The following is a 21,787-nucleotide window of genomic DNA, read 5'->3' on the forward strand; positions in this document are numbered from 1 at the left end:
CCCGCAACCGGATTTCGTTCAGGCGAGCTTCACCGGAGAGGCGTAGACGATGATGTTGTCCTCGTACTCGTGCCTGGCGTAGTCGAAGTTGCCACCGCAGGTCACCAGGCGCAGCCCCGCCTCGGTGTAGACGCGTTCGGCGGGGAAGCGGTCCTTGTCGACCTGCTCCACCGACTCGACCCTGTACTCGGCGACCTTCCCGTCGCTGCGCGGCACCTTGACGATCTGGCCCTTGCGCAGCTGCCTGAGCTTGTAGAAGACCGCCGGCGCCGTCTTGGTGTCGACGTGCCCGATGATCACGGACGCGCCCTTCTCGCCGGGCACCGCGCTGTGCTTGAACCACCCGGCGACCTTCGGCTTCTCGTACGGCGGCAGCTCCACCTCGCCGCTCTTGGTCAGCCCGAGCTTCATCAGCGGCGCGTCGAGGTCGATGGCGGGAACCTCGATGCTCTCGGGCACGACGGACGCGGGCGTGGCCTCCTGCCGTACCTGGAGGGTCCTGCCGAAGGCGACCAGCACGAGGCCGGTGGCGGCCCCCGCGATGATCACCCGTGACATCCGGGCCACGGCTCAGCCGCGGCGGCGGCGCAGCGCCAGGCCCACGCCTCCGGCCAGCGCCAGCCCGAGCAGCACGCCCGCGGGGCCGAGCGGGATGCCCGACTCGTCCGCGACGTCCTTGGCGAAGGTGCCGCCGCCGCCCGCGCCCGGCGCCTTGGTGGGCACGACGGTCCTGGTGGACGTCGGTTCGTCGGTGGGTTCGGCGGCGACCACGCGCAGCGTGGCCTTGCCGGTGTCGTTGGTGCCGTCGCACTTGACGTTCACCGGGTAGCTGCCGCGCTTGACGGTGGCGGAGACGCGGGCGTCGCCGCGCACCCACGGCACGGGGGCGGGGGTGGCGGTCGTGCTCGGCGCGGCGGACGGCGTGGGCGGCGGCACCGGGTCGAGCGGGACCGCGGCCATGAACGCCTTGGACGTGGCGGTGCCGCTGTGCTCGGGGCCGTCGTTCGGCACGGGGCAGTTGGCCAGGATCCACACCGTGGAGTTGTCACCGGCCGTCACCCGGTCAGGGTTGAGCCGGACGTCGATGTTCTGCCGGGTGGCGGTGGTCGCCGTGGCGGTGGAGGTGGAGGTGGAGGTCGAGGTGGCGGTTGTCGTCGCGGTGCCGGACGGCGTGGCCGTATCCGCCGAAGCCGAGCACCCCGCCACACCTAACATCAGGAAGGCCCCCGCGTACGCGACTCGCCTGACCGTGAGCACCGCCGCACCCCACTTCGCCGTTTCATCCAGCATCCACCGGATCAGGACGCTGCACCCCACCTGATACCCAGAAAATCTGGGCGAACCCATGAAGAAATGATCTCAGCCCTGCCCGAGCCTTGGCGAAGATTTGGTGTTAGGCGGGATCAGACGGCGTGTCGGCCCAGCGCCCGCCGACGCCCCGGAGGGTGACGACGCGCGCGTCGTCATCGCCCGACCTGTCGATATGGACTTCGAGCCGCTCGTCGGACAGCCCCTCGACGAGCCCCTCGCCCCACTCCACGATCGTCACCGACTCCTCCAGCGAGGCGTCGAGGTCGAGGTCGTCGACCTCGAGATCGCCGCCGAGCCGGTAGGCGTCGGCGTGGACCAGCGGCGGCCCGTCGGCGAGGGAGGGGTGGACGCGGGCGATGACGAAGGTGGGCGAGGTGATCGGCCCGCGCACCTTGAGACCCTCGGCGATGCCCTGCACCAGCGTGGTCTTGCCGGCGCCGAGCGGCCCCGACAGGACGAGCAGGTCTCCGCCCCGCAACCGGGTCGCCAGCCGCACGCCGAGCGCGCGCATCTCCTCGGCCGTCGCGACGACAGTCACAGCTCCACCCTCTTCACCAGATCGCGCAGGGCGTCGTTGACCACGCTGGGCCGCTCCAGCTGGATGAGGTGGGAGGTCTCCGGCACCTCGGTCAGCTGGGCTCTGGGCAGCGCCGCCGCGATCGCCCTGCTGTGCTCGGGCGGCGTCAGCCAGTCTTTCTCCCCGACCATGATCGCGGTCGGCACGTCGTCGAGGACGCCGAGCGCGGACAGCTTGTCGTGGTTCATCAGCGCCGGGTAGAAGTCGGCGATCACCTCGGTCGGCGTCGAGCGGATCATCGACTCGACGAAGTCGACCAGGGTGGGGCTGACGTTCTTGGAGTCGCCGAACCCGAAGTGGCGCAGCACCAGGAAGGCGATGTCGTTGCCGGCGTGGCGGGTCCTGTCGACCAGCGAGCCGCCCCTGCCGAGCAGCGAGACCGTCGTGGGGGCCACCTTGTGCAGCCCCTTGGCCAGGAGGGCGGGCAGGCCGAGGGTGATCTCGGCCAGCTTGCCCGCGCTGGTGGCGATCAGCGCCGCCGCCTTGATCCGGTCGCCGAACAGCTCGGGGTGGCGGTCGGCGAGCGCCATGATCGTCATGCCGCCCATCGAGTGGCCGACCAGCACGCACGGCCCCGGCGCGAACGTCTCGAGCACCTCGTACAGGTCCTCCCCGAGCCGGTCGATGGTGCTGTCCTGCTTCTCCGTGCGCTGGGACAGGCCGTGGGAACGCTGGTCCCACAGCAGGATCCGGTTGCTGTCGCGCAGGTCGCGGCGCTGGTAGTGCCAGGAGTCGAGGTTGTGGGTGTAGCCGTGGCAGAACACGAGGGTCAGCGGCGCCTCGTCGGGGCCGTCGATCTCGACGTGGAGCGCCACCCCGTCGGAGGTGACGAGCGTGCGCTCCCTGCCCCGCAGCTCGCCGAACGGCTCGTCGGCCTCGGGGTCGGGGCGCAGCCTGATCCGGCCGACGGCGTAGCGCTTGGCGAGCGCGGCGGCCGCCAGGCCGGCGGAGGCGGCGCCGACGACCGCGCCCGCGATGCCGACCTTCTTGCGCGTGGCCGTCGTCATGCGCCCGCTCCCTCGTAGACCCTCGGCACCCTGGCGCCCAGCCTGGTGACGATCTCATGGGTGATCGTGCCGAGGTTGTCGGCCCATTCCTGGCAGGTCGGCTCGCCCGCGTCGCCCGGACCGAACAGGACGACCTCGTCGCCGTCGGACAGCGGGTCGTCACCCATGTCGATCATGAACTGGTCCATGCACACCCGGCCGACGATGGGCCTGCGCCTGCCGCCCGCCATGACCTCGGCCCGCCCGGTGGCGTGGCGCAGGATGCCGTCGGCGTAGCCGAGGGGCACCAGGCCGAGCGTCGACTCTCTCGCCGTGGTGTAGAGGTGGCCGTAGGAGACGCCCGAGCCCTCGGGCACCCGCTTGGCCAGCGCGATCCGCGCCACCAGCGTCATCGCCTGGCGCAGGCCGAAGTCGCCGAGCTCGGGGATGGGGCTCAGGCCGTACATCGCGATGCCCGGCCTGACCATGTCGTAGTGGGTGTGCGGCAGCGACACGATCGCCGCCGAGTTGGCCAGGTGCCTGATGACGTGGGAGCCGCCGACCCCGGCCTGGTCGGCCAGCTTGAGCGCCGTCTCGTAGGCGTCGATCTGCAGGTCGACGGAGGGGTGCCCGGGGATGTCGGAGCAGGCGAAGTGGGACCACAGCCCGACCACCTCGACCGCGCCCTCGGCCCGCAGCCGCGCCGCCGCGGCCAGCAGCCCCGGCCAGGCCGCCAGGGGCGAGCCGCCCCTGGTCATGCCGGTGTCGGCTTCGAGATGGACCTTCGCCGTCACTCCCGTACGGCGCGCCGCCGCGGCGATCTCCTCCAGCCGCCGCTCGTCGGAGGCCGACAGCTCGATGTCGGCCCGCAGCGCCTCGTCGAGCGGCTCGCCGGGCGTGAGGATCCACGACAGCACGGGCACGGTGATGCCCGCCGCGCGCAGCGCCAGGCCCTCCCTGACGTAGGCGGTGCCGAGCCGGCCGGCGCCGCCCTCGACGACGGCCTTCGACACCGGCACCAGACCGTGTCCGTAGGCGTCGGCCTTGACCGCGCCCATCAGCTCCGCCCCGGGCGCCCGCTGCTTGAGGGACTCGACGTTGCGCCTGATGGCGGCCAGGTCGACCCGCGCATGCGCGGGCGTCGCCTCACGGAAGCTCATGCTCCCAGTTTGTCAGCTCCGCCGACCGCCTGAGCGTGATTCGTCTCTCAGAGATCGGATGGCCGCGGGCACGGCGGCGGCCACGTCCGCCGCCGTCAGCGGCGCGCCGCCGGCGGCGATGCGTCCCGCGAGCCCGTGCAGGTAGGCGGCGCACGCCCCCGCGTCGTACGGCGCGAGCCCGGCCGCCAGCAACGCCCCGGCGATCCCCGACAGCACGTCGCCGGTGCCGCCCGTGGCCAGCCACGACGACCCCGTCGTGTTGATCCTGGCCGGTCTGTCCTGCTCGGCGACGACCGTCGTCGAACCCTTGAGCAGCACGGTCACCCCGAGCTCGGCGGCGGCCCTGCGGGCGTGCTCGAGCCTGGCCGCCTCCACCCTGTCGCTCGGCACGCCGATCAGCCGCGACAGCTCGCCGGCGTGCGGGGTGATCAGGACGGGTGCGCTGCGGCGCAGCAGCCCGCGGTCCCTCGACACGATCGTGAGCGCGTCGGCGTCGAGCAGCACCGGCACGTCGCCGGCCAGCACCTCGGCCAGCAGCTCGTGCGCCCAGTCGCCGGTGCCGAGCCCCGGCCCCGCCACCCATGCCTGGACCCGGCCGACGTCGGCGATCGAGGGCCGGTCCAGCTCGGTGACGACCGCCTCGGGCCAGTGCGCGCGCACCTGGAGGACGGGCGGCGCCGTACCGGCGTAGCGGACCATGCCGGCGCCCGCCCGCAGCGCCCCGCCGACGGACAGCACCGCCGCCCCGGTGTAGCGGTCGCTGCCGGCGGCGATGCCGACGACGCCCCTGCGGTACTTGTCGGACTCGGCGCCGGGCCTGGGCAGCAGGCCCTCCACGTCCTCGCCGGTCAGCGCGGCCACGTCGGGGTCGGGCAGGTAGGGGCCGAGCCCGATGTCGATCACCTCCAGCGTGCCCACGCGCGCGGCGCCCGGGTCGACGAGCAGCCCCGTCTTGCAGGCGCCCATCGTCACGGTGACGTGCGCGTCGACGGCGGCGCCCGCGACACGCCCGGTGCTGGAGTCGACGCCGCTCGGCACGTCGACCGCGACCATCAGCGCGTCGAGCGCGTTGGCCGCCGTCACCAGCGACGCGTACGGCTCGCGCAACGCTCCCGAGGCGCCGATGCCCACCAGCCCGTCCATGACGAGGTCGGGCGCGCCCACCTCGTCGACGACCCTGCCGCCCGCCGCGAGGAAGGCGGCCAGCCCTTCGGCGTGCGTCTTGGCCCCGGCCAGGATCGCCTCCACCCGCGCGCCCCTGCGGGCCAGCCGCTCGCCCGCGTAGAGGGCGTCGCCGCCGTTGTCGCCGCTGCCGACCAGCAGGAGCACCCGCGAGCCGTACACGCGGCCGAGCAGGGCCGCGCAGACGGAGGCCAGGCCCGCGGCGGCGCGCTGCATCAGCGTGCCCTCGGGGAGCGTGGCCATCAGCGCCAGCTCGGCTGCTCTGATCTGGTCGGCGGTGTAAGCGGTGCGCACGTGTCAGAACCTAACCCTCGGCGATCACGTAGGCCATGGCGATACCCGCGTCGTGGGTGAGTGAGACGTGCCAGCGCTTGACCCCGAGGCCGTAGGCGACGTGCGCGGCCTGGCCGGTGACGTGCAGCTCGGGCTTGCCGTTGTCGCCGGTGCGGACCTCGGCGTCGAGGTGGCTGAGGCCCGGCGGCGCGCCGAGCGCCTTCGCGACGGCCTCCTTGGCGGCGAACCTGGCCGCCAGCGACTGCACGCCGAGCTCCCGCTCCGCGTCGGTGAACAGCCGCGAGCGCAGGCCCGGCGTGCGCGCCATCGTCGCCTCGAAGCGGGCGACGTCGACCACGTCCACCCCGATGCCCAGAATCATTCACCCAGCGTAACCAGCCTCAGAAGCCTCCCCGGTGCCAAGGGCCCCAGATCGCGAACGACAGCCCCTTGACGGACTGGACGTTCACGTAGAGCGTGTGGCCGCCGGGGCCGAACGTGGAGCCCGCGAACTCCGCGCCCGCGTCGCCGGGGACGGGCACGAGCCGGGAGAAGTCGAAGATCTCGCCGCGCCGCGTCAGGCCGCGCAGGTAGTTGTCGCCGCCGCCGTCCTCGCACAGCACGAGCGTGCCCCTCGCGCTGGTGGTGACGTTGTCGGGCAGGTCGAGCACCATCGATCCCGGCGACTCGTAGACGAGCCTGAGCCGCCGGCTCCACGTCTCGTACGCCCACACCTGGCCCCTGCCCTTGCCGAAGCCGGACGGCGGCGTGTCGCCGGAGGCGGTCGGGCCGCCCTGCGTGGAGACGAAGTAGACGACGCCGTGGTGGTGGATCGCGCCCTCCAGGCGGGAGAAGATCGCCGCCCCCTTGTCGCGGCCCTGCCTGCCCACGGCCTGGATCGCCGTGTCGTTGGGGGGCCTGCCGGTGAACGTCGGGTCGGGATCGTCGATGTCCACCCACGTCACGTCGAAGGACGCGCCGCGCGGCTGCCCGGCCGACAGGTCCTTGTTGGGCACGCCGTCGACGGCGAGCATCTGCAGCCGCCCGCCGTCGAGGATCCGTCCCGCACTGAGCGGGTTGCGCGGCGGCAGGTACCGGTAGAACCCCGAGGCGAACCCGAAGTTGTCCTCGGTCAGGTAGACGGCGCCGCTCAGCGGGTCGAAGGCCGCCGACTCGTGCGCGAACCGGCCGGCCGACCTGATCGGCCGCGCGTCGGCCGGGCCGTCGACCGGCACCTCGAAGATGTAGCCGTGCTTCTGCTCCAGCCGCGTGTTGTCCCCGCCGGAGAAGTCGTTGCCCACGTCGGGGCCGTTGACGGTCTCCTCGCAGGTCACCCAGGCGCCCCACGGCATGGGCCCGCCCGAGCAGTTCATCTGCGTGCCGGTGAGGGAGGGCGCGCCGCGTAACACCTCGCCGTACCTGGTCACCTGAAGGGTGGCGGTGCCGCCGCCGGCCGCGGGGTCGTAGGCCCTGGACACGTCGCCGAACGCGCCCACGGGGCCGTTGACCTCGTGGTTGCGCACCAGGATCGTCGTGCCCCTCGGGCCTCTGAAGGCGGCCATCCCGTCGTGCCGCGACGGTGTCACCGAGCCGTCGCTGAACGGCTCGCCCGCCTCGTTGAACGACCGGTACCTGAAGCCTTCCGGCAGGTGCAGCCTGACCTGCCCGTCCCGCTCGTCGGCGACGGGTTTCAGCGGGCCGTACCCGGCCGCCGGGCGGGCGGCGCCGTTGACACCGGCGCTGGCCACTCCGGTGAACGGGCCCGCGACGCCTGCTGCCGCGACTCCTGCGAGGAAACGACGACGTTCCATGCGGTCCTCCCTGGCGATGGTGCCGTCACCGTAAACCGCGCCCGTGGCGGGGCCCTATGTCAGATCTCGCCAATTCCGCCGCGTGAACACCTTCTGTTACCCGGTCCGGCGCCCGCGTAATCCCAGGTGTTCGTCCACAGCCTGTGCACAACGCATCACGACACCCACGAACCGACCAAGCTTCGCCGGTCAATAGGCTTTCAGCGTGAACAACGGCTACGTGGACCTGAGCAGGGAGCAGTGGAGCGAGCTCCGCAAGAACACGCCCTTGACTCTCACCGCAGACGAGCTGGAAGACCTCCGCGGCGTCGACGACCCGATCGATCTCAGCGAGGTCACCGACATCTACCTCCCCCTGACCCGGTTGCTGAACCTCCACTTCACCGGGTCCAAGCAGCGCAGCAGCGTGCTGAGCGCGTTCCTCGGCAACCAGGAGCAGCGCGTGCCGTACATCCTGGGCATCGCGGGAAGCGTCGCGGTCGGCAAGTCGACCACGGCGCGGCTGCTCAGGACGCTGCTGGCCCGCTGGCCCGAGCACCCCAAGGTCGCGCTGATCACCACCGACAGCTTCCTCTACCCCAACGAGGTGCTGGAGTCGCGCGGGATCATGCACCGCAAGGGCTTCCCCGAGAGCTACGACCGCCGCGCCCTGGTGCGCTTCGTCGCCGAGGTGAAGGCGGGCTCGGACGAGGCGCACGCCCCCGTGTACTCCCACCTGGAGTACGACATCGTGCCCGGCGTGACCCAGGCCGTGAAGAAGCCCGACATCCTCATCATCGAGGGGCTGAACGTGCTGCAGCCCGCCCCTCCCGCGGCGCTGGCCGTCAACGACTACTTCGACTTCTCCATCTACGTCGACGCCAAGGTCGAGGACATCCGCACCTGGTACGTCCACCGCTTCCACCAACTGCGCCGTACCGCCTTCGAGGATCCGAAGTCGTACTTCAGGCACATCGCGGAGCTCTCGGAGGAGGAGGCCACCACGTTCGCCAAGAACGTGTGGCGCGACATCAACGAGCGCAACCTCGTCGAGAACATCCTGCCCACCCGGGGTCGCGCGGGCCTGGTGCTCAAGAAGGGCCCCGACCACTCCATCACGCGGGTACGGCTGCGCCGTACCTGACGGCCTGCTCCATCACGAAGGCCGCGAACCGGCCCTGACACCCGAGATCGTCGATGTCGGCGAACCAGCAGGGTTCGCCCTCCTCGTGACAACTGTTCCTCATGCCCGGCAGCCTGGCCGAACCCGGTCAACGCCCTATCAACATCCGATGGACGACAATGGGGCGCGTGCTGCATCTGCGACTCATCAGCCCCCCAGGCCGCACCGACGAGGTGCTGGACGCCCTGGAGGGCTGTGTGGGAGTCACCAACATCGCCGTCCTCCCGGGAACCGCCCGCACGCCTCGCGGTGACCTGATCTTCTGTGACGTGGCCCGCGAGGCCGCCAACGAGGTCCTCGACCGGATCGGCTGGCTGGAGCAGGAGGGCTCCATCTCGGTCGAGCAGGTCGACCTGGCGCTCTCCCGCGTCGCCCACCAGGCCAAGGCCGAGGCGCCGGGAGAGGGCGACGACGCCGTGGTGTGGGCGGCCCTGGCCCAGCGGATCGCCGAGGACCTGCGGATCACCTGGGCCTTCCTCGCCTTCATGGTGATCGCCACCATGCTCGCGGGCATCGGTGTCATCACCAACTCCCCCATCCTGATCGTCGGCGCGATGGTCCTCGGCCCCGAGTTCGGCGCGATCGCGGCCATCTGCTTCGGCCTGCTGACCTGGCGCTGGAACCTGGTGGGCAGGGCCCTGGCCACGCTGGCCGTCGGCTTCGGCATCGCGATCGCCATCACCACGGCCTGCGCCCTGGTCGCGCGCGGCCTCGGCTGGATCGACGCGCAGGCCCTCAACACCGGCCACGAGGAAGTCCAGTTCATCGTCAAACCCGACCGCTGGTCGTTCATCGTCGCCCTGCTGGCGGGCGCGGCAGGCGTGTTGTCGGTCACCGCGGGCAAGTCGTCGGCGCTGGTGGGCGTCTTCATCTCCGTCACCACCATCCCGGCGGCCGGCTACGCGGCCGTCGCCGTGGCCCTCGGCAACTGGAGCGAGCTCGGCGGGTCCGCGCTGCAACTCGGCGTCAACATCGCGGGCATGGTGGTCTCCGGCACGGCGGTGCTATACGTCCAGCGCCGCATCTGGCCCCAGGGGATGAGACTCGGTTCGTCCACGGGGACGAGGCCGTCGGAGGGTCTGCCCGGGTAGGGTCCGGATCATGCACATCCTCGCGACCGAGGGGCTGACCGAACGCTTCCCGACGGTGACCGCGCTGGACCAGTTGTCCATCACGGTCGGAGCCGGCGTCACGGGCCTGGTGGGCGCCAACGGGGCGGGCAAGTCGACGCTGATCAAGATCCTGCTCGGCCTGCTGCCGCCCACGTCCGGCCGCGCGGAGGTCCTGGGCCTGGACGTGGTCACCCAGGGCCCGCGCATCCGCTCACTCGTCGGCTACATGCCCGAGCACGACTGCCTGCCGCCCGACGTGTCCGCCACCGAGCTGGTCGTCCACCTCGCGCAGATCTCCGGGCTCCCGCGCACCGCCGCCCGCGAGCGCGCCGCCGACGTGCTGCGGCACGTCGGCCTGTACGAGGAGCGCTACCGCGCCATCGGCGGCTACTCCACCGGCATGAAGCAGCGCGTCAAGCTCGCCCAGGCGCTCGTCCACGACCCCAAGGTGGTGTTCCTGGACGAGCCGACCAACGGGCTCGACCCGCGGGGCCGCGACGAGATGCTCACGCTGATCAGGCGGATCGGCACCGAGTTCGGCATCAGCGTCCTGGTCACCTCCCACCTGCTCGGCGAGCTCGAACGCGTCTGCGACCACGTCATCGTCATCGACGGCGGGCGGCTGCTGCGCTCCAGCGCCATCACCGAGTTCACCCAGGCCACCCAGACCCTCACCGTCGAGGTCGAGGAGGGCGCCGAGCCGCTGGCGGCCAGGCTGGCCGAGCTCGGCCACTCCGCCGCCCCGCACGGCCGCGGCCTGCTGGTCGACGTCAGCGGCCCCGAGACCTACGACGCCGTCCGCGACGCGGTGTGCGAGCTCGACCTGTGCCTCATCCGGCTCGAACAGGGCAGGCAGCGAATCGAGGACGTGTTCCGTGTCTGAGATCTACGACATCGGCTACCGCCACTACGACGGCGTACGGCTCGGCCGGGCCCACGCCGTACGCGCGCTGATCGTCCAGAACCTGCGCAGCCTCTTCGGGCTCGGGCGCAGGGCGCGCAGCAAGCTCATGCCGTTCCTGCTGGCCGGAGCCATGATGGTGCTGCCGGTGGTCTCCATCGCGCTGATGGCGCTGACCGGCCGCGTCGACATCGGCTACACCAACTACGCCATCATGATGCAGCCGGTCATCGCCATCTTCCTGGCCGCGCAGTCGCCCACGATCACCGCGCCCGACCTGCGGTACAAGGTGCTGCCGCTGTACCTGTCGCGGCCCATCTCCTCCTCCGACTACGTCGCGGCCAAGGTGGCGGCGATGACCGCCGCGGTGTTCGCGCTGGTCGCCGTCCCGCTGACGGTGATGTTCGCCGGCGAGCTGCTCGTCGACCCGCCGGGGCCGCCGCACACCAAGGAGTACATCGGGGCCGTGGTCACGGCGCTGCTGCTGGCGCTGCTGCTGTCCACGTTCGGCCTGGCGCTCGCCTCCTTCACGCCGCGCCGCGGCCTGGGCGTCGCCTCCGTCATCGCGGTGTACCTGCTGGCCGCGGCCGTGCAGGGCGCGCTCTTCGCGGCCTTCGAGGGGCTGGGCCGTACCAGCCTGGCCGAGCTGTCGTGGCTGATCAACCCGTTCTTCCTCGTCGACGCGGTGCAGTCGTGGCTGTTCGGCACCACGCCCGCCAACGGCTACACCTACCCGCCCGGCGCCCTGGCCGCCCTCGTGGTCGTCGCGCTCATCGCGCTGAGCCTGGCGGCGTTCATCCTCCGCTACCGGAAGGCGGCCTCCCGGTGAAGATCGAGCTCGCCCAGGTCTCGCGTTGGTACGGCAACGTGGTGGCCGTCAACGACGTCACCATGACCATCGGCCCCGGCGTCACGGGCCTGCTCGGTCCGAACGGCGCGGGCAAGTCCACGCTCCTGCACATGATGGCCGGCTTCCTGGCGCCGTCGAGCGGCACGGTGACCGTCGACGGCGCCACCACCTGGAAGAACCACCACATCTACCGCCACATCGGCCTGGTGCCCGAGCGTGAGGGGATCTACGGCTTCCTCACCGGCTGGCAGTTCGTGCTGTCGGCGGCCAAGCTGCACGGGCTGCCCTCGCCCGAGGACGCCGCCACCAAGGCCCTGGCCATGGTCGAGATGGAGGCGGCCAAGGACCGCCGCGTCGAGACCTACTCCAAGGGCATGAAGCAGCGCGTCAAGGTCGCCGCCGCCCTCGTCCACCAGCCGCAGGTGCTGCTGCTCGACGAACCGTTCAACGGCATGGACCCGCGCCAGCGCCTCCAGCTGATGGACCTCATCACCGCCATGGGCACCGAGGGCCGGACGATCCTGTTCAGCTCGCACATCCTGGAGGAGGTCGAGCGGGTCGCCCAGCACATCGAGGTCGTCGTCGCCGGACGGCACGCCGCCTCGGGAGACTTCCGCCAGATCCGCCGCCTGATGACCGACCGGCCGCACCTGTTCAGGATCCGCTCGAGCGACGACAGGAAGCTGGCCGCCGCGCTCATCGCGGACAGGTCGGCGGCGGGCGTGACGCTCACCCCCAACGGCCTCGAGGTGCAGGCGGCCGAGTTCCGCCGCTTCACCTGGCTGCTGCCGCGCGTCGCCCAGCACGAGGGCGTCCACCTCCACCAGGTCTCCCCCGCCGACGAGGACCTGGAGAGCGTCTTCGCCTACCTGATCACAAGGAGTTCCTAGTGAACGGCGTCGTAGCGGGCATCACCTACCGCGCGGTCCTCGGCCGCCGCCGCATCCTGCTGCTCGTCCTGCTTCCCCTGGCCCTGGTCGGCATGGCGCTGCTGCTGCGGATGGTCGGCAGCGCGGACGAGCGGTCGGCGGTCGCGCTCATGCAGAGCTTCGCCATCGGGACCATGCTGCCGCTGCTCGGCCTGATCGCCGGCACCGGCGTGATCGCGCCGGAGATCGACGACGGCACCGTCCTGCACCTGCTGTCCAAGCCGATCTCGCGGCCCGTCATCATCCAGACCAAGTTCGCCGTGGCCGCCTCGCTGCTGGCCCTGTTCGCCGCGGTGCCCACCTTCGTGTCGGCCTGGCTGCTGGTGGGCACCGAGTCGGGGGTCGCCGGCGGCTTCACGGTGGGAGCGCTGTGCGGCGGCATCGCCTACGCGGCGGTGTTCCTGCTGCTCGGGGTCATCACCAAGCACGCCGTCACCATCGGGATCATCTACGCGCTGGTGTGGGAGGGCCTGATCGGCAACCTGGTGTCAGGGGTCAGGCAGTTCTCGGTCCAGCAGTGGGCCAAGTCGATCGCCGACCAGATCAGCTCCTCGCCGTTCCTGACGGCGGACGTGAAGCCCGGCTTCGCCATCCCGGCGCTGATCGTGGTGACGGTCGCCGCGGTCGTGTGGGCGGGCCAGCGGCTGCGCTCCTTGTCCCTGACCGGCGACGAGTAAGAGACGTCCGGCAACACCAAGGGGGGTACGGCACGCGCGTGCCGTACCCCCCTTGGGAGAAACGCCGTCAGACGCAGGCGCTGCGGACCACGTCGGCCAGCCGGCCCGCGACCCTGCTGGCCTGCTCCTCCGACGAGGCCTCGACCATCACCCTGATCATCGGCTCGGTGCCGCTCGGCCTGATGAGGACGCGCCCCGTCTCGCCGAGCTCCGCCTCGGCCACCGCCACCGCCTCCGACAGCTCCGGCGAGGCCGCCTTGCTCCTGTCGACGTCCTTGACGTTGATCAGGATCTGCGGCAGCGCGGTCATCACCGCGGCGAGGTCACGCAGCGACCTGCCCGACCTGGCCACCACCGACAGCAGGTGCAGCGAGGTCAGCAGACCGTCGCCGGTCGTCGCGTGGTCGAGCAGGATCACGTGACCCGACTGCTCGCCGCCGAGGGTGTAGCCGTCGGCCTTCATCGCCTCCAGCACGTAGCGGTCGCCGACCGCGGTCTGGACGACCTCGATGCCCGCCTCGCGCATGGCGAGCTTGAAACCCAGGTTGGACATCACGGTCGCGACGACGGTGTTGCGCGCCAGCCGGTTCTCCTCGTGCATCGCCAGCGCCAGGATCGCCATGATCTGGTCGCCGTCGACCACCGCGCCCGTGTGGTCGACCGCCAGGCAGCGGTCGGCGTCGCCGTCGTAGGCGATGCCGAGGTCGGCGCCGCGCGAGACGACGACCTGCTGCAGCTTGTCGAGGTGGGTCGAGCCGCAGCCCGCGTTGATGTTCAGCCCGTCGGGACGGGCGCCGATCGCCTCCACCTGGGCGCCGGCCCGCAGCAGCGCCTCGGGCGCCACCACGCTGGCCGCGCCGTTGGCGCAGTCGACGACGATGTTGAGCCCGTCGAGCCGCCCGCCGAGCGTGTCGAGCAGGTGGGAGATGTAGCGGTCGGCCTCGCCGTACGCCTCGCGCACCCGGCCGACGCCCGCGCCCACCGGGCGGTCCCAGCGCTCGCCCAGCCGCCGCTCGATCTCGTCCTCGACCGTGTCGGACAGCTTGAAGCCGCCGCGGGCCAGGAACTTGATGCCGTTGTCGGGGGCCGGATTGTGCGAGGCCGACAGCATGACGCCGAGGTCGGCGCCGAGCGCGGCCGTGAGATGAGCGACGGCGGGAGTGGGCAGGACGCCGAGACGCAGCACGTCCACCCCTGACGACGCGAGGCCGGCGACCACCGCGGCCTCCAGGAACTCACCTGAGGCGCGGGGGTCCCGGCCGACGACCGCCACCGGCCGCTTGTGGCCGGTGGCGGTGAAAGCGCCTGCATCGCCGAGAACGTGAGCCGCCGCGACCGAGAGGTCCATGGCGAGCTCGGCCGTGAGGTCGCGACCCGCGACCCCACGTATCCCGTCGGTGCCGAAAAGGCGCCCCAACTTAGCGCTTGCTGTACTGCGGAGCCTTACGGGCCTTCTTGAGGCCGTACTTCTTCCGCTCCGTGGCGCGGGCGTCACGGGTCAGGAAGCCGGCCTTCTTCAGCGGCGGGCGGTTGTTCTCGACGTCGAGGATCGCCAGCGCGCGGGACAGGCCCATGCGGAGGGCACCGGCCTGGCCGGTCACGCCGCCGCCGTCGATGCGGGCGATGACGTCGAAGGCCTCCTCGGCACCGAGCACCACGAAGGGCTCGTTGACGATCTGCTGGTGGACCTTGTTGGGGAAGTAGGTGTCAAGCGAACGACCGTTGATCGTCCACTTGCCGGTACCGGGGACGATGCGCACGCGGGCGATCGCCTCCTTGCGCCGGCCGGTGCCGTACGAGTTGCCCGTGGTGACGGGCTTGCGCACGGGAGCATCGGCGCCGGCAGCGGACTCGGTGGTGTACTCGGACGGGAAGTCCTCGCCGGAGTAGTCCTCCAGCTCGACCTCGACGGCCGTCTCGACACCGGTGGGCTCAGCCACGGTTCTCCTCAAATCTTTCGAACTACTACTGGGCGATCTGGGTGATCTCGAACGGCACGGGCTGCTGGGCCTGGTGCGGGTGGTCGGACCCGGCGTAGACCTTCAGCTTCTTGGCCATCTTCCGGCCGAGGGCGTTCTTCGGGAGCATGCCCTTGACGGCCTTCTCGACGGCGCGGTCGGGCCGCTTCTCCATCAGCTCGCCGTAGGTCACGGAACGCAGACCGCCCGGGTAGCCCGAGTGGCGGTAGGCCTTCTTCTGCTCGAGCTTGTTGCCGCTCAGCGAAACCTTGTCGGCGTTGATGACGATGACGAAGTCACCGGTGTCGACGTGGTTGGCGAAGATCGGCTTGTGCTTACCGCGGAGCAGGTTCGCGACGTGGCTGGCCAGCCGGCCCAGCACCACGTCAGTGGCGTCGATGACGTACCACTGACGCTGGATGTCGGCGGGCTTCGGTGTGTACGTGCGCACGGTCGTAGCCTTCTTTAATCGCGTCTTCGGCGCTGTCGGATGCGACAGCTCTATGGTCGGTCGGTGCGGGCGCACGACAGCCCGGACCTTCCGTCTCCAGCAGATGGGAGATGACGCCGGACGCGCCGCGCATCGGTCACAGACGGACCGACTCGCATACAACGAACGCTTAGGGTACCGCCACTCGCGGACACGGGTCAAAACGAGCGGAGACACCGCGGCACAGCTTACCTGCGGCACGGTTGTGTTTCGGTTCCCTGTAAGCCCTTCTCCGGCAATATCTGGCGTCCCTATCGTTGACTGCGGTATGTGGCAGACCCCTCACACCCGGCATCCCCAGCCGAGATCACGGCGCCGGAACCTCCTGGGCCTGCTGGCCTGCCTGCTGGCCGTCCTGTTCGCTGGCGTGCTCATCGGCAGGCTCTCGGTCAACCGCCTCGACGCCTCCGACCAGGTCTACCTCAACAACACCGCACCGCCGTCCGCCGCCGCCCCCACCCCGTCGGCCTCGGGGTCGCCGAGGAAGCCGCGCTCGAACGTGGAGAGCCGCGCCCGCCGTACGGTGAAGACCACCTCCACGCCGCGGCCCACCGTGCAGGCGCGCAGGAAGCCGACGGGGACGGTGGAGCCGGGAGTGGTGCAGGGAGAGGTGCCCGGCGACCCCACCACCGTCCTGGGCGCGCCGCTGCTGGAGGTCTCCCCCGCCCTGGCCGCCCAGGTCGTCAGGCTGACCAACGCCGAACGCGTCCGCAAGGGCTGCGCCCCGCTGCGCGTCGACCGGCGGCTGACCGGTTCGGCGCGCGCCCACTCGCTGGAGATGGCCGAGTCGGGCAGGTTCGCCCACGACTCCCCCGACGGCTCCTCGCCGTGGCGGCGCATGGAGCGGGCCGGCTACCGCGACGGGGCCGCCGAGAACATCGGCCGCGGCTACTCCTCGGCCGAGGAGGCCGTGCGCGGCTGGATGGGCAGTCCCGCACACCGCCGCAACCTCCTGCATTGCGGCTACCGCGCGGTCGGCGTCGGCGTCGTGTCCGGGCCCGGCGGGCCGTGGTGGACCCAGGACTTCGGGTTTTCGTGACCTCCCCGCAGGTAAACCCCGGCTAATCTCGGCGTATGGGTTCCACCAAGAAGACCGACGAAGCCCCCGCACCGCAGCGCAAAGCGATGTGGAGCCCCTACGACGAGGGCCCCCGCTCGTACACCCCGCTCTGGTTCGCCCTCGGCGGCCTGCTCGTCCTCGGGGCGCTCGTGGCCGGTCTCGTGGTGATGTGGAACACCGAAGGTCCCGACCCGACGGCCGACCCGGCGGGCCGCGTGAGCGCGCCGCCCGCCGACCAGCCCGTCGCACCCGCCGACAAGTACGGCTTCGCCGCCGCCCGCGAGAGCGACCCCGACACGCTCACGCAGAAGGAGCTCTTCCCCAAGAAGAAGTTCACGGTCGACGGCCGCGCCTACACCGTGACGATTCTCAAGACCGACAAGAAGTGCGCCGACGCCACCGAGGGCGACAAGCTCGACAAGGCACTCAAGTCCGGCAAGTGCTCGCAGCTCATCCGGGCGACCTTCAAGGACAAGTCAGGGAAGATCATCGGTACTGTCGGCGTCGCCAACCTGCTGAACGGCAAGGCGTCGGCGAAGGTGGCCGCCTCGGTGCGCACCAAGGGCGAGAGCAAGCAGTTCGTTAAGCCGCTGGCGGGCAAGGACGAGATCACCAAGTTCGTCGGCGCGGGCGAGGCCAGCGTCCACGTGGCCACGCACGGCCACTATGCGATCATGCTCTACGTCCAGTTCAAGGACGGCCACAAGCCCGACAAGAAGGGCAGCAAGCAACTGGCGCAGGCGGGCGACGACGTGACCAACGCCTCCGTGTACCCGGCACTCGACTCACGTTCGCTCACCGGCCGCCGCGGGGGCTGAGACCACTCAGTCGCCACCAAAAGGGGACAAACCGCCCGACCGATCCGTCCGAGAACACCCATACGGGCATGGCGATCTCCTGACTATGGTTAGGCTCCCCCTATGCGTGGCCAGGAATCTGGGTCTGAGCACGAGCGCCAGACGGACGGCTCAGCCGCACCGGCGACGCCACCGCCGAGTTTCGGCAGGCCGACGGTGCCGGCTCCATCAGCCTTCCAGGAAGGCGCCCCCGACGCGGCGCACGGATCGGCCTTCGCCGACGCGGCGCACGGAGACGCGCTGGCGGGTCCGCCGTACGCCGCCGGTCAGGTGACCGGCTCCGGTACGGCACCGGCCCAGCCGATCCCCGTCTACCAGGGACCGCCGCCCGGGCTGCCGGTCACCGAGTCCGGCATGGCCGCCGACGGGGGTCACGCCCCCGCCGCCACCGGCCCGTGGGCACCACCGGAGCCCGCGACATCACCGGACGCCCCGGCACCGTGGGCCTCCGGTCCTCACGCTTCCTCCGGCACTCCCGGGGCCTGGACCTCCGGACCCACCGGACCCACCGACGCCCCATGGACCTCCGGCCCCCCGGCACCCTCGGCGCCCCCCGGCCTCGCTTCCCCCGGCGCCCCGTGGGCCACCGGACCCACCCCGTCCTCCGACGCCTCCGGCCCGTGGACCGCCGGACCGGCCGCGTCGTCGAACGCTCCGCAGACCTCCGGACCCGCCGCATCCCCGGACACCCCGTGGACCACCGGACCCACCCCGTCCTCGGACGCCTCCGGCCCCTGGACCGCCGGACCGGCCGCGTCGTCGAACGCTCCGCAGACCTCCGGACCCGCCGCATCCCCGGACACCCCGTGGACCACCGGACCCACCCCGTCTTCGGACGCCTCCGGCCCCTGGCCCGCCGGACCGGCCGCCTCACGCGGCGCCGACGGACCGTGGACGACCCCGGAGGCCGCGGCCGGCCCGCACGCGGGATCCCCCTGGACGGCCGAGCCTCCGGTGACGCCGGACGCGGGAAGCCCGTGGGCACCTGAGTCCACGCCCGCACCGGCCGGAACCTCCTGGTCCCCCGAACACGCGCCGCCCGGCGCCGGTGGCCCCTGGCCATCCGCCCCGGCGACCCCCGACGCGAACGGCCCGTGGACGGCTGGCGCGGCGACTCCCGACGCGAACGGCTCGTGGTCTCCTGAGCTGGCGACCCCCGACGCGAACGGCCCCTGGTCGGCTGGCGCGGCGACTCCCGACGCGGGTGGCCCGTGGTCGCCCGAGCCCGCCGCCGCGGCCGCGCGCCCGTCTGCCGGTGAGGACGCGGGACGGCCCCTTGACCCCGCAGGAAGCGCGGGACGCCCCGTCCACGCGAAGGACACAGACCGGCCCACCGGCGTCGAGCAGGCGGGACGGCCCGCCGGCGCCGAGGGCGCGGGACACCCCGACGGCGGCGACGGCGCCGGCCGGAGCGACGGCGGCAACGACACAGGCCGGACCGACGGCGTCGAGGACGCGACGGTCGAGCACCGCAGGCCCGACAACCGGCCGCTGTCCGCGTCCCCCAGCGTGCCCGCCGAGACCTGGACGGCCGCCCAGCCGTGGTCGCAGGCCGACGACGCCCAGCCCTACGACTGGTTCGCCGACCCCGAGCCAGGCGCGCAGGACCCGCACGCCGGCCCCCGGCCCGCCACCCCATCACCCTCCGGGCCTCAGCCCGTTGCCGGGCCACACGCCGGAACCGGGGCCGCGCCCACCGCGCACCCCGGCGTCCCGCAGCATGCCGCCTGGGCACCTCCGGGCGCCGCCCAGCCACCCTCGGGCGCCCCCCTTCCCCCGGTACCCGGAGCCCCGTACACCCCGCTGCCCGGCGCCCCCCAGCCACCCGCGCCCACCGGCTGGCAGGCCGACAACCCCGGCTCCGCACAGCCCCCCAACCCCGGCATCCCGCAAGCCCCCAACCTCGGCACCCCGCAAGCCCCCAACCCCGGCATCCCGCAGACCCCCAACTCCGGCACCCCGCACGCCCCCTGGGCGCCGCCCGCCGGGCAGGCGCAGACCCCGTGGGCACCCCCGCACGGCGGGCAGCCCACCCCCGGGACATTCGGGGCCCCTGGGACACTCGGGGCCCCCGGGACCACTGGGGCGCAGCACCCCCACGCACCGCAGGGCGAGCCGTGGACGCCGTCTCCCGAGGCCTGGTACATCCAGCCCGATCAGGCCGCATCCACCTGGCAGCCCCCGCAGGCCTTCACCGCGGCCGCCGCGGGCATGAAGGTCTGGCCGTCGGCCACCGCCGACGTCGCGGGCATGCCACCGTGGCCCGCCGCGACCGGCGAACCCATCGGCGACCACGAAGGCTTCCAGGACGGCAACACCGTCGGCTCCGGCCCGACGGTCCCGTTCGCCCCCAATACCGGCCCGGACCGGACGGCCTCGCACCCCTCCGACACCGATCCCGGCGCCACGAACCCGGCTTCCGCCGACACGGGCGACGCGACGGCCACAGCCACCTCCGACCCCGGCACGCCGGACCCGGCAGCCACCGACAGAGGTCACGGCACGACAGGCCTCACCGACGGCGACGACACGACGGCCCCCACCGACTCCCCCGGCGGTTACGGCGCGACACCGGCCACCGACTCCCCCGTGGGTCACGGCACGACGGCCGCCACCAACTCCCCCGTGGGTCACGGCACGACGGCCGCCACCGACTCCCTCGAGGGTCACGGCACGACGGCCGCCACCAACTCTCCCGGCGGTTACGGCACGACGGCCCCCACGGCCTTCGACGGAGGTCACGCGACGGCCGCCGGCGACAACACCGACCCCGGGATGACGGTCTCGTTCGCGCACAGCGCCGAGCCCGGCGACGTCCCCGTCTGGCCGCCGCACCAGCCTGCCGCCGACGGCGCCGGCGACCGCGTCCCTGACCTCCCGTTCGACAGCTCCACGTGGGGACGTTCCAGGGGCACCGAGCCTCCCGCCGACGTGCTCGACGACGTTCTCGACGACGCCCTATCGGCGACCGCTCCGGGCCACCGTCCCACCTCGTCGGAGCCCGCCCCCGGCCACCACTCCTCCGTCCCGCCGGCGACCGATGCCGGCGGATGGTCCGGCACCTCTCCGGCGAGCGACCCCCTCGCCGGTGACGCTCTCAGCGCGGACCCGCCCCACTCCGGCGCACCCACCGCAGGCACACCAGACCCGGGCACAGCCGGGCCCGCCACGGCCTCACCCGACACAGTCGAGCCGATCTCAGGCGCAACCGACACATCCGGACCCGACGCGGCCGGACCCAACGCGCAGGAAGCCAACGCGGCCGGACCCGACGCACACGGACCCAACGCGGCCGGGCCCGGCTCGGAGTCCTCCACCGCGGACGCGTCCTCCGGCACGCCCACCGCAGGCGGATCCGATCCGCAGGCGTCGGGCACCGACGGAACGGCCCCGCACGCCAACGGCACGGCGGCGGGCGACGCCCCGCACGACGACCCATCGCCGACCTTCGGAGCCATCCCGCTGCCCCCGACCCAGCCCCCAGCCGGCCTTCCCGCGCTGCCCGCCCCGACCGGCGAGGGCTCGGCCACGCCGCCCGCCGTACCGGACGGGTCGAGCGTCGCGGACCTGCCGACGCCGCCGCACGGCGCGCCGGTGGCGTCCTTCGATCCGTTCGCGCCGATGCCGCAGGGCGGCGTCGCGCCCGCGCCCGAGCCGCCCTCCACCGAGCCGGGCAAGGGCAAGATCGCGCTGATGGCGACGCTCGGTGTGCTCATCGTGGCCGGGGTCGCCACCGGCGGCTTCTTCGCCTACCGCTCGATGAGCACGGCACAGCCGGCCGACAGCGCCTCCGCGGCCCCCAGCGCCAGGCCGTCCGCGGGCGACGACCCGCTGGCCAGCTCGCTGCTCAACTCCGAGGGCACCGATCCCGAGAAGATGTCGATCAACGAGGCGTTCCCCGACCAGAAGGTCGACCTCGGCGGTCGGGTCTACACGCGGGTCAAGGTCGACCTGTCCGACGACTGCCAGAAGGCGGCTGCGGGGCCGTTCGCCACGGCGCTGCGCGACCAGAAGTGCAGCCGCGTGCTGAGGGCGACCTACGTCGACGACAAGAAGCGCTACGCCGTCACCACCGGCATCGCCGTCCTGCCGACCAAGGAGGCGGCCGTCTCGGCCGACCAGGCGAAGGACCTCGACAAGAACCTGTGGTTCAAGCCACTGCCCGGCGCGGCGTCCAGCGGCGCCGACCGGGTCCACATCGCGGGCGGGTACGCGGCGGGGCTGCTGTGGGGTCGCTACATCGTCTTCAGCTACGCGACGTTCGCCGACGGCCACACCCCGACCGCCAGGGAGAAGAGCCTGGGCGACGTCAGCGGCGCCTTCCGCGACCACACCTCGCTGGTGCTGGAACGCAGGATCACCGAGTGACGCGCGCGTGAGGCGGGCCGCCGTCGCCGGGTCAGGGGCGGCGGCACAGCCACAACCCGGACGGCACCAGCCCGACACTCGGCATCACCCAGACCCAGCAAGCACAGCATCACCCGGCGAACA

21 protein-coding genes are annotated in these 21,787 nt (G+C 72.2%); 9 read left to right on the top strand and 12 right to left on the bottom strand.

Annotated elements, in window-relative coordinates; all coding sequences use genetic code 11:
* Positions 1–18: 18 nt before the first annotated feature.
* The 8 genes from ACWEVS_RS02315 to ACWEVS_RS02350 all read right to left on the bottom strand — a co-directional run bounded on the left by ACWEVS_RS02315 (position 19) and on the right by ACWEVS_RS02350 (position 7,300).
* The gene (locus ACWEVS_RS02315; protein ID WP_452417206.1) at positions 19–558 is read right to left on the bottom strand and encodes a class F sortase; all 540 of its coding nucleotides are present in this window, start codon (positions 556–558) and stop codon (positions 19–21) included.
* A 12-nt stretch (positions 559–570) separates the two neighbouring features.
* Entirely contained in the window at positions 571–1,290 is a 720-nt protein-coding gene (locus ACWEVS_RS02320; protein ID WP_452417204.1) for a hypothetical protein, read from the bottom strand.
* A gap of 103 nt (positions 1,291–1,393) precedes the next feature.
* A complete protein-coding gene (gene tsaE, locus ACWEVS_RS02325; protein WP_449919815.1) occupies positions 1,394–1,849 on the bottom strand; it encodes a tRNA (adenosine(37)-N6)-threonylcarbamoyltransferase complex ATPase subunit type 1 TsaE in 456 nt (151 codons plus the stop codon).
* Complete coding sequence (locus ACWEVS_RS02330; protein WP_449919812.1) at positions 1,846–2,895, bottom strand: alpha/beta fold hydrolase; 1,050 nt, start codon at positions 2,893–2,895, stop codon at positions 1,846–1,848. The genes tsaE and ACWEVS_RS02330 overlap by 4 nt, the downstream gene beginning before the upstream one ends.
* The gene (alr, locus tag ACWEVS_RS02335) at positions 2,892–4,034 is read right to left on the bottom strand and encodes an alanine racemase (protein WP_452549549.1); all 1,143 of its coding nucleotides are present in this window, start codon (positions 4,032–4,034) and stop codon (positions 2,892–2,894) included. Before alr ends, ACWEVS_RS02330 begins: the two co-directional genes overlap by 4 nt.
* Before the next feature lie 12 nt (positions 4,035–4,046).
* A complete protein-coding gene (locus ACWEVS_RS02340) occupies positions 4,047–5,510 on the bottom strand; it encodes an NAD(P)H-hydrate dehydratase (protein ID WP_452549551.1) in 1,464 nt (487 codons plus the stop codon).
* A gap of 10 nt (positions 5,511–5,520) precedes the next feature.
* Positions 5,521–5,871 carry a holo-ACP synthase gene (locus tag ACWEVS_RS02345; RefSeq protein ID WP_449919807.1) on the bottom strand — a complete coding sequence of 117 codons (351 nt, stop codon included), beginning with the start codon at positions 5,869–5,871 and terminating at the stop codon, positions 5,521–5,523.
* A 19-nt stretch (positions 5,872–5,890) separates the two neighbouring features.
* The gene (locus ACWEVS_RS02350) at positions 5,891–7,300 is read right to left on the bottom strand and encodes an alkaline phosphatase PhoX (RefSeq protein ID WP_449919805.1); all 1,410 of its coding nucleotides are present in this window, start codon (positions 7,298–7,300) and stop codon (positions 5,891–5,893) included.
* Between the two features lie 220 nt (positions 7,301–7,520).
* Here ACWEVS_RS02350 and coaA point away from each other — a divergent pair, with 220 nt between their 5' ends.
* Entirely contained in the window at positions 7,521–8,423 is a 903-nt protein-coding gene (gene coaA, locus ACWEVS_RS02355) for a type I pantothenate kinase (RefSeq protein ID WP_354906505.1), read from the top strand.
* On the opposite strand, the gene ACWEVS_RS02360 is transcribed toward coaA, so the two are convergent.
* The gene (locus ACWEVS_RS02360; RefSeq protein ID WP_354906437.1) at positions 8,395–8,526 is read right to left on the bottom strand and encodes a hypothetical protein; all 132 of its coding nucleotides are present in this window, start codon (positions 8,524–8,526) and stop codon (positions 8,395–8,397) included. The genes coaA and ACWEVS_RS02360 overlap by 29 nt on opposite strands.
* Before the next feature lie 64 nt (positions 8,527–8,590).
* Here ACWEVS_RS02360 and ACWEVS_RS02365 point away from each other — a divergent pair, with 64 nt between their 5' ends.
* Genes ACWEVS_RS02365 through ACWEVS_RS02385 form a run of 5 tightly spaced genes read left to right on the top strand, consistent with a single transcriptional unit; the run spans position 8,591 to position 12,931 of the window.
* Complete coding sequence (locus tag ACWEVS_RS02365) at positions 8,591–9,553, top strand: DUF389 domain-containing protein (protein ID WP_452549553.1); 963 nt, start codon at positions 8,591–8,593, stop codon at positions 9,551–9,553.
* A gap of 10 nt (positions 9,554–9,563) precedes the next feature.
* Complete coding sequence (locus tag ACWEVS_RS02370) at positions 9,564–10,457, top strand: ABC transporter ATP-binding protein (RefSeq protein WP_452549555.1); 894 nt, start codon at positions 9,564–9,566, stop codon at positions 10,455–10,457.
* The gene (locus tag ACWEVS_RS02375; RefSeq protein ID WP_354906442.1) at positions 10,450–11,304 is read left to right on the top strand and encodes an ABC transporter permease subunit; all 855 of its coding nucleotides are present in this window, start codon (positions 10,450–10,452) and stop codon (positions 11,302–11,304) included. Before ACWEVS_RS02370 ends, ACWEVS_RS02375 begins: the two co-directional genes overlap by 8 nt.
* Positions 11,301–12,215, top strand: a complete 915-nt coding sequence (locus tag ACWEVS_RS02380) for an ABC transporter ATP-binding protein (RefSeq protein WP_354906443.1) — start codon at positions 11,301–11,303, stop codon at positions 12,213–12,215. Before ACWEVS_RS02375 ends, ACWEVS_RS02380 begins: the two co-directional genes overlap by 4 nt.
* The gene (locus tag ACWEVS_RS02385; RefSeq protein WP_452549558.1) at positions 12,215–12,931 is read left to right on the top strand and encodes an ABC transporter permease subunit; all 717 of its coding nucleotides are present in this window, start codon (positions 12,215–12,217) and stop codon (positions 12,929–12,931) included. Before ACWEVS_RS02380 ends, ACWEVS_RS02385 begins: the two co-directional genes overlap by 1 nt.
* Positions 12,932–12,998: 67 nt before the next feature.
* Here ACWEVS_RS02385 and glmM read toward each other — a convergent pair whose 3' ends face one another.
* The 3 genes from glmM to rplM are packed head-to-tail and all read right to left on the bottom strand — an operon-like array spanning position 12,999 to position 15,340.
* Positions 12,999–14,348: a phosphoglucosamine mutase gene (gene glmM, locus ACWEVS_RS02390; RefSeq protein ID WP_452549560.1), complete on the bottom strand. Its 1,350-nt coding sequence runs from the start codon at positions 14,346–14,348 to the stop codon at positions 12,999–13,001.
* 1 nt (position 14,349) lies between these two features.
* Entirely contained in the window at positions 14,350–14,871 is a 522-nt protein-coding gene (gene rpsI / locus ACWEVS_RS02395; RefSeq protein ID WP_354906448.1) for a 30S ribosomal protein S9, read from the bottom strand.
* Between the two features lie 25 nt (positions 14,872–14,896).
* On the bottom strand, positions 14,897–15,340 hold the full coding sequence (gene rplM / locus ACWEVS_RS02400) for a 50S ribosomal protein L13 (protein ID WP_354906450.1): 444 nt from the start codon (positions 15,338–15,340) through the stop codon (positions 14,897–14,899).
* 307 nt (positions 15,341–15,647) lie between these two features.
* Between rplM and ACWEVS_RS02405 the strand changes: the two genes are divergently transcribed.
* From ACWEVS_RS02405 to ACWEVS_RS02415, 3 genes are all read left to right on the top strand, one after another.
* Entirely contained in the window at positions 15,648–16,418 is a 771-nt protein-coding gene (locus ACWEVS_RS02405; protein WP_449919788.1) for a CAP domain-containing protein, read from the top strand.
* 35 nt (positions 16,419–16,453) lie between these two features.
* Complete coding sequence (locus ACWEVS_RS02410; RefSeq protein ID WP_452549563.1) at positions 16,454–17,257, top strand: hypothetical protein; 804 nt, start codon at positions 16,454–16,456, stop codon at positions 17,255–17,257.
* Between the two features lie 195 nt (positions 17,258–17,452).
* Positions 17,453–21,664, top strand: coding sequence for a hypothetical protein (locus tag ACWEVS_RS02415; protein WP_452549565.1), 4,212 nt, complete (start codon positions 17,453–17,455; stop codon positions 21,662–21,664).
* Positions 21,665–21,787 lie beyond the last annotated feature (123 nt).

The organism is Nonomuraea sp. NPDC003754 (genome assembly GCF_053605785.1).

Coding starts and splice junctions, on each gene's coding strand:
- ACWEVS_RS02315 (WP_452417206.1), bottom strand. CDS start 558: ATGTCACGGGTGATCATCGCGGGGGCCGCCACCGGCCTCGTGCTGGTC.
- ACWEVS_RS02320 (WP_452417204.1), bottom strand. CDS start 1,290: ATGCTGGATGAAACGGCGAAGTGGGGTGCGGCGGTGCTCACGGTCAGG.
- ACWEVS_RS02330 (WP_449919812.1), bottom strand. CDS start 2,895: ATGACGACGGCCACGCGCAAGAAGGTCGGCATCGCGGGCGCGGTCGTC.
- alr (WP_452549549.1), bottom strand. CDS start 4,034: ATGAGCTTCCGTGAGGCGACGCCCGCGCATGCGCGGGTCGACCTGGCC.
- ACWEVS_RS02345 (WP_449919807.1), bottom strand. CDS start 5,871: ATGATTCTGGGCATCGGGGTGGACGTGGTCGACGTCGCCCGCTTCGAG.
- ACWEVS_RS02350 (WP_449919805.1), bottom strand. CDS start 7,300: ATGGAACGTCGTCGTTTCCTCGCAGGAGTCGCGGCAGCAGGCGTCGCG.
- ACWEVS_RS02360 (WP_354906437.1), bottom strand. CDS start 8,526: ATGAGGAACAGTTGTCACGAGGAGGGCGAACCCTGCTGGTTCGCCGAC.
- ACWEVS_RS02370 (WP_452549555.1), top strand. CDS start 9,564: ATGCACATCCTCGCGACCGAGGGGCTGACCGAACGCTTCCCGACGGTG.
- ACWEVS_RS02405 (WP_449919788.1), top strand. CDS start 15,648: ATGTGGCAGACCCCTCACACCCGGCATCCCCAGCCGAGATCACGGCGC.
- ACWEVS_RS02410 (WP_452549563.1), top strand. CDS start 16,454: ATGGGTTCCACCAAGAAGACCGACGAAGCCCCCGCACCGCAGCGCAAA.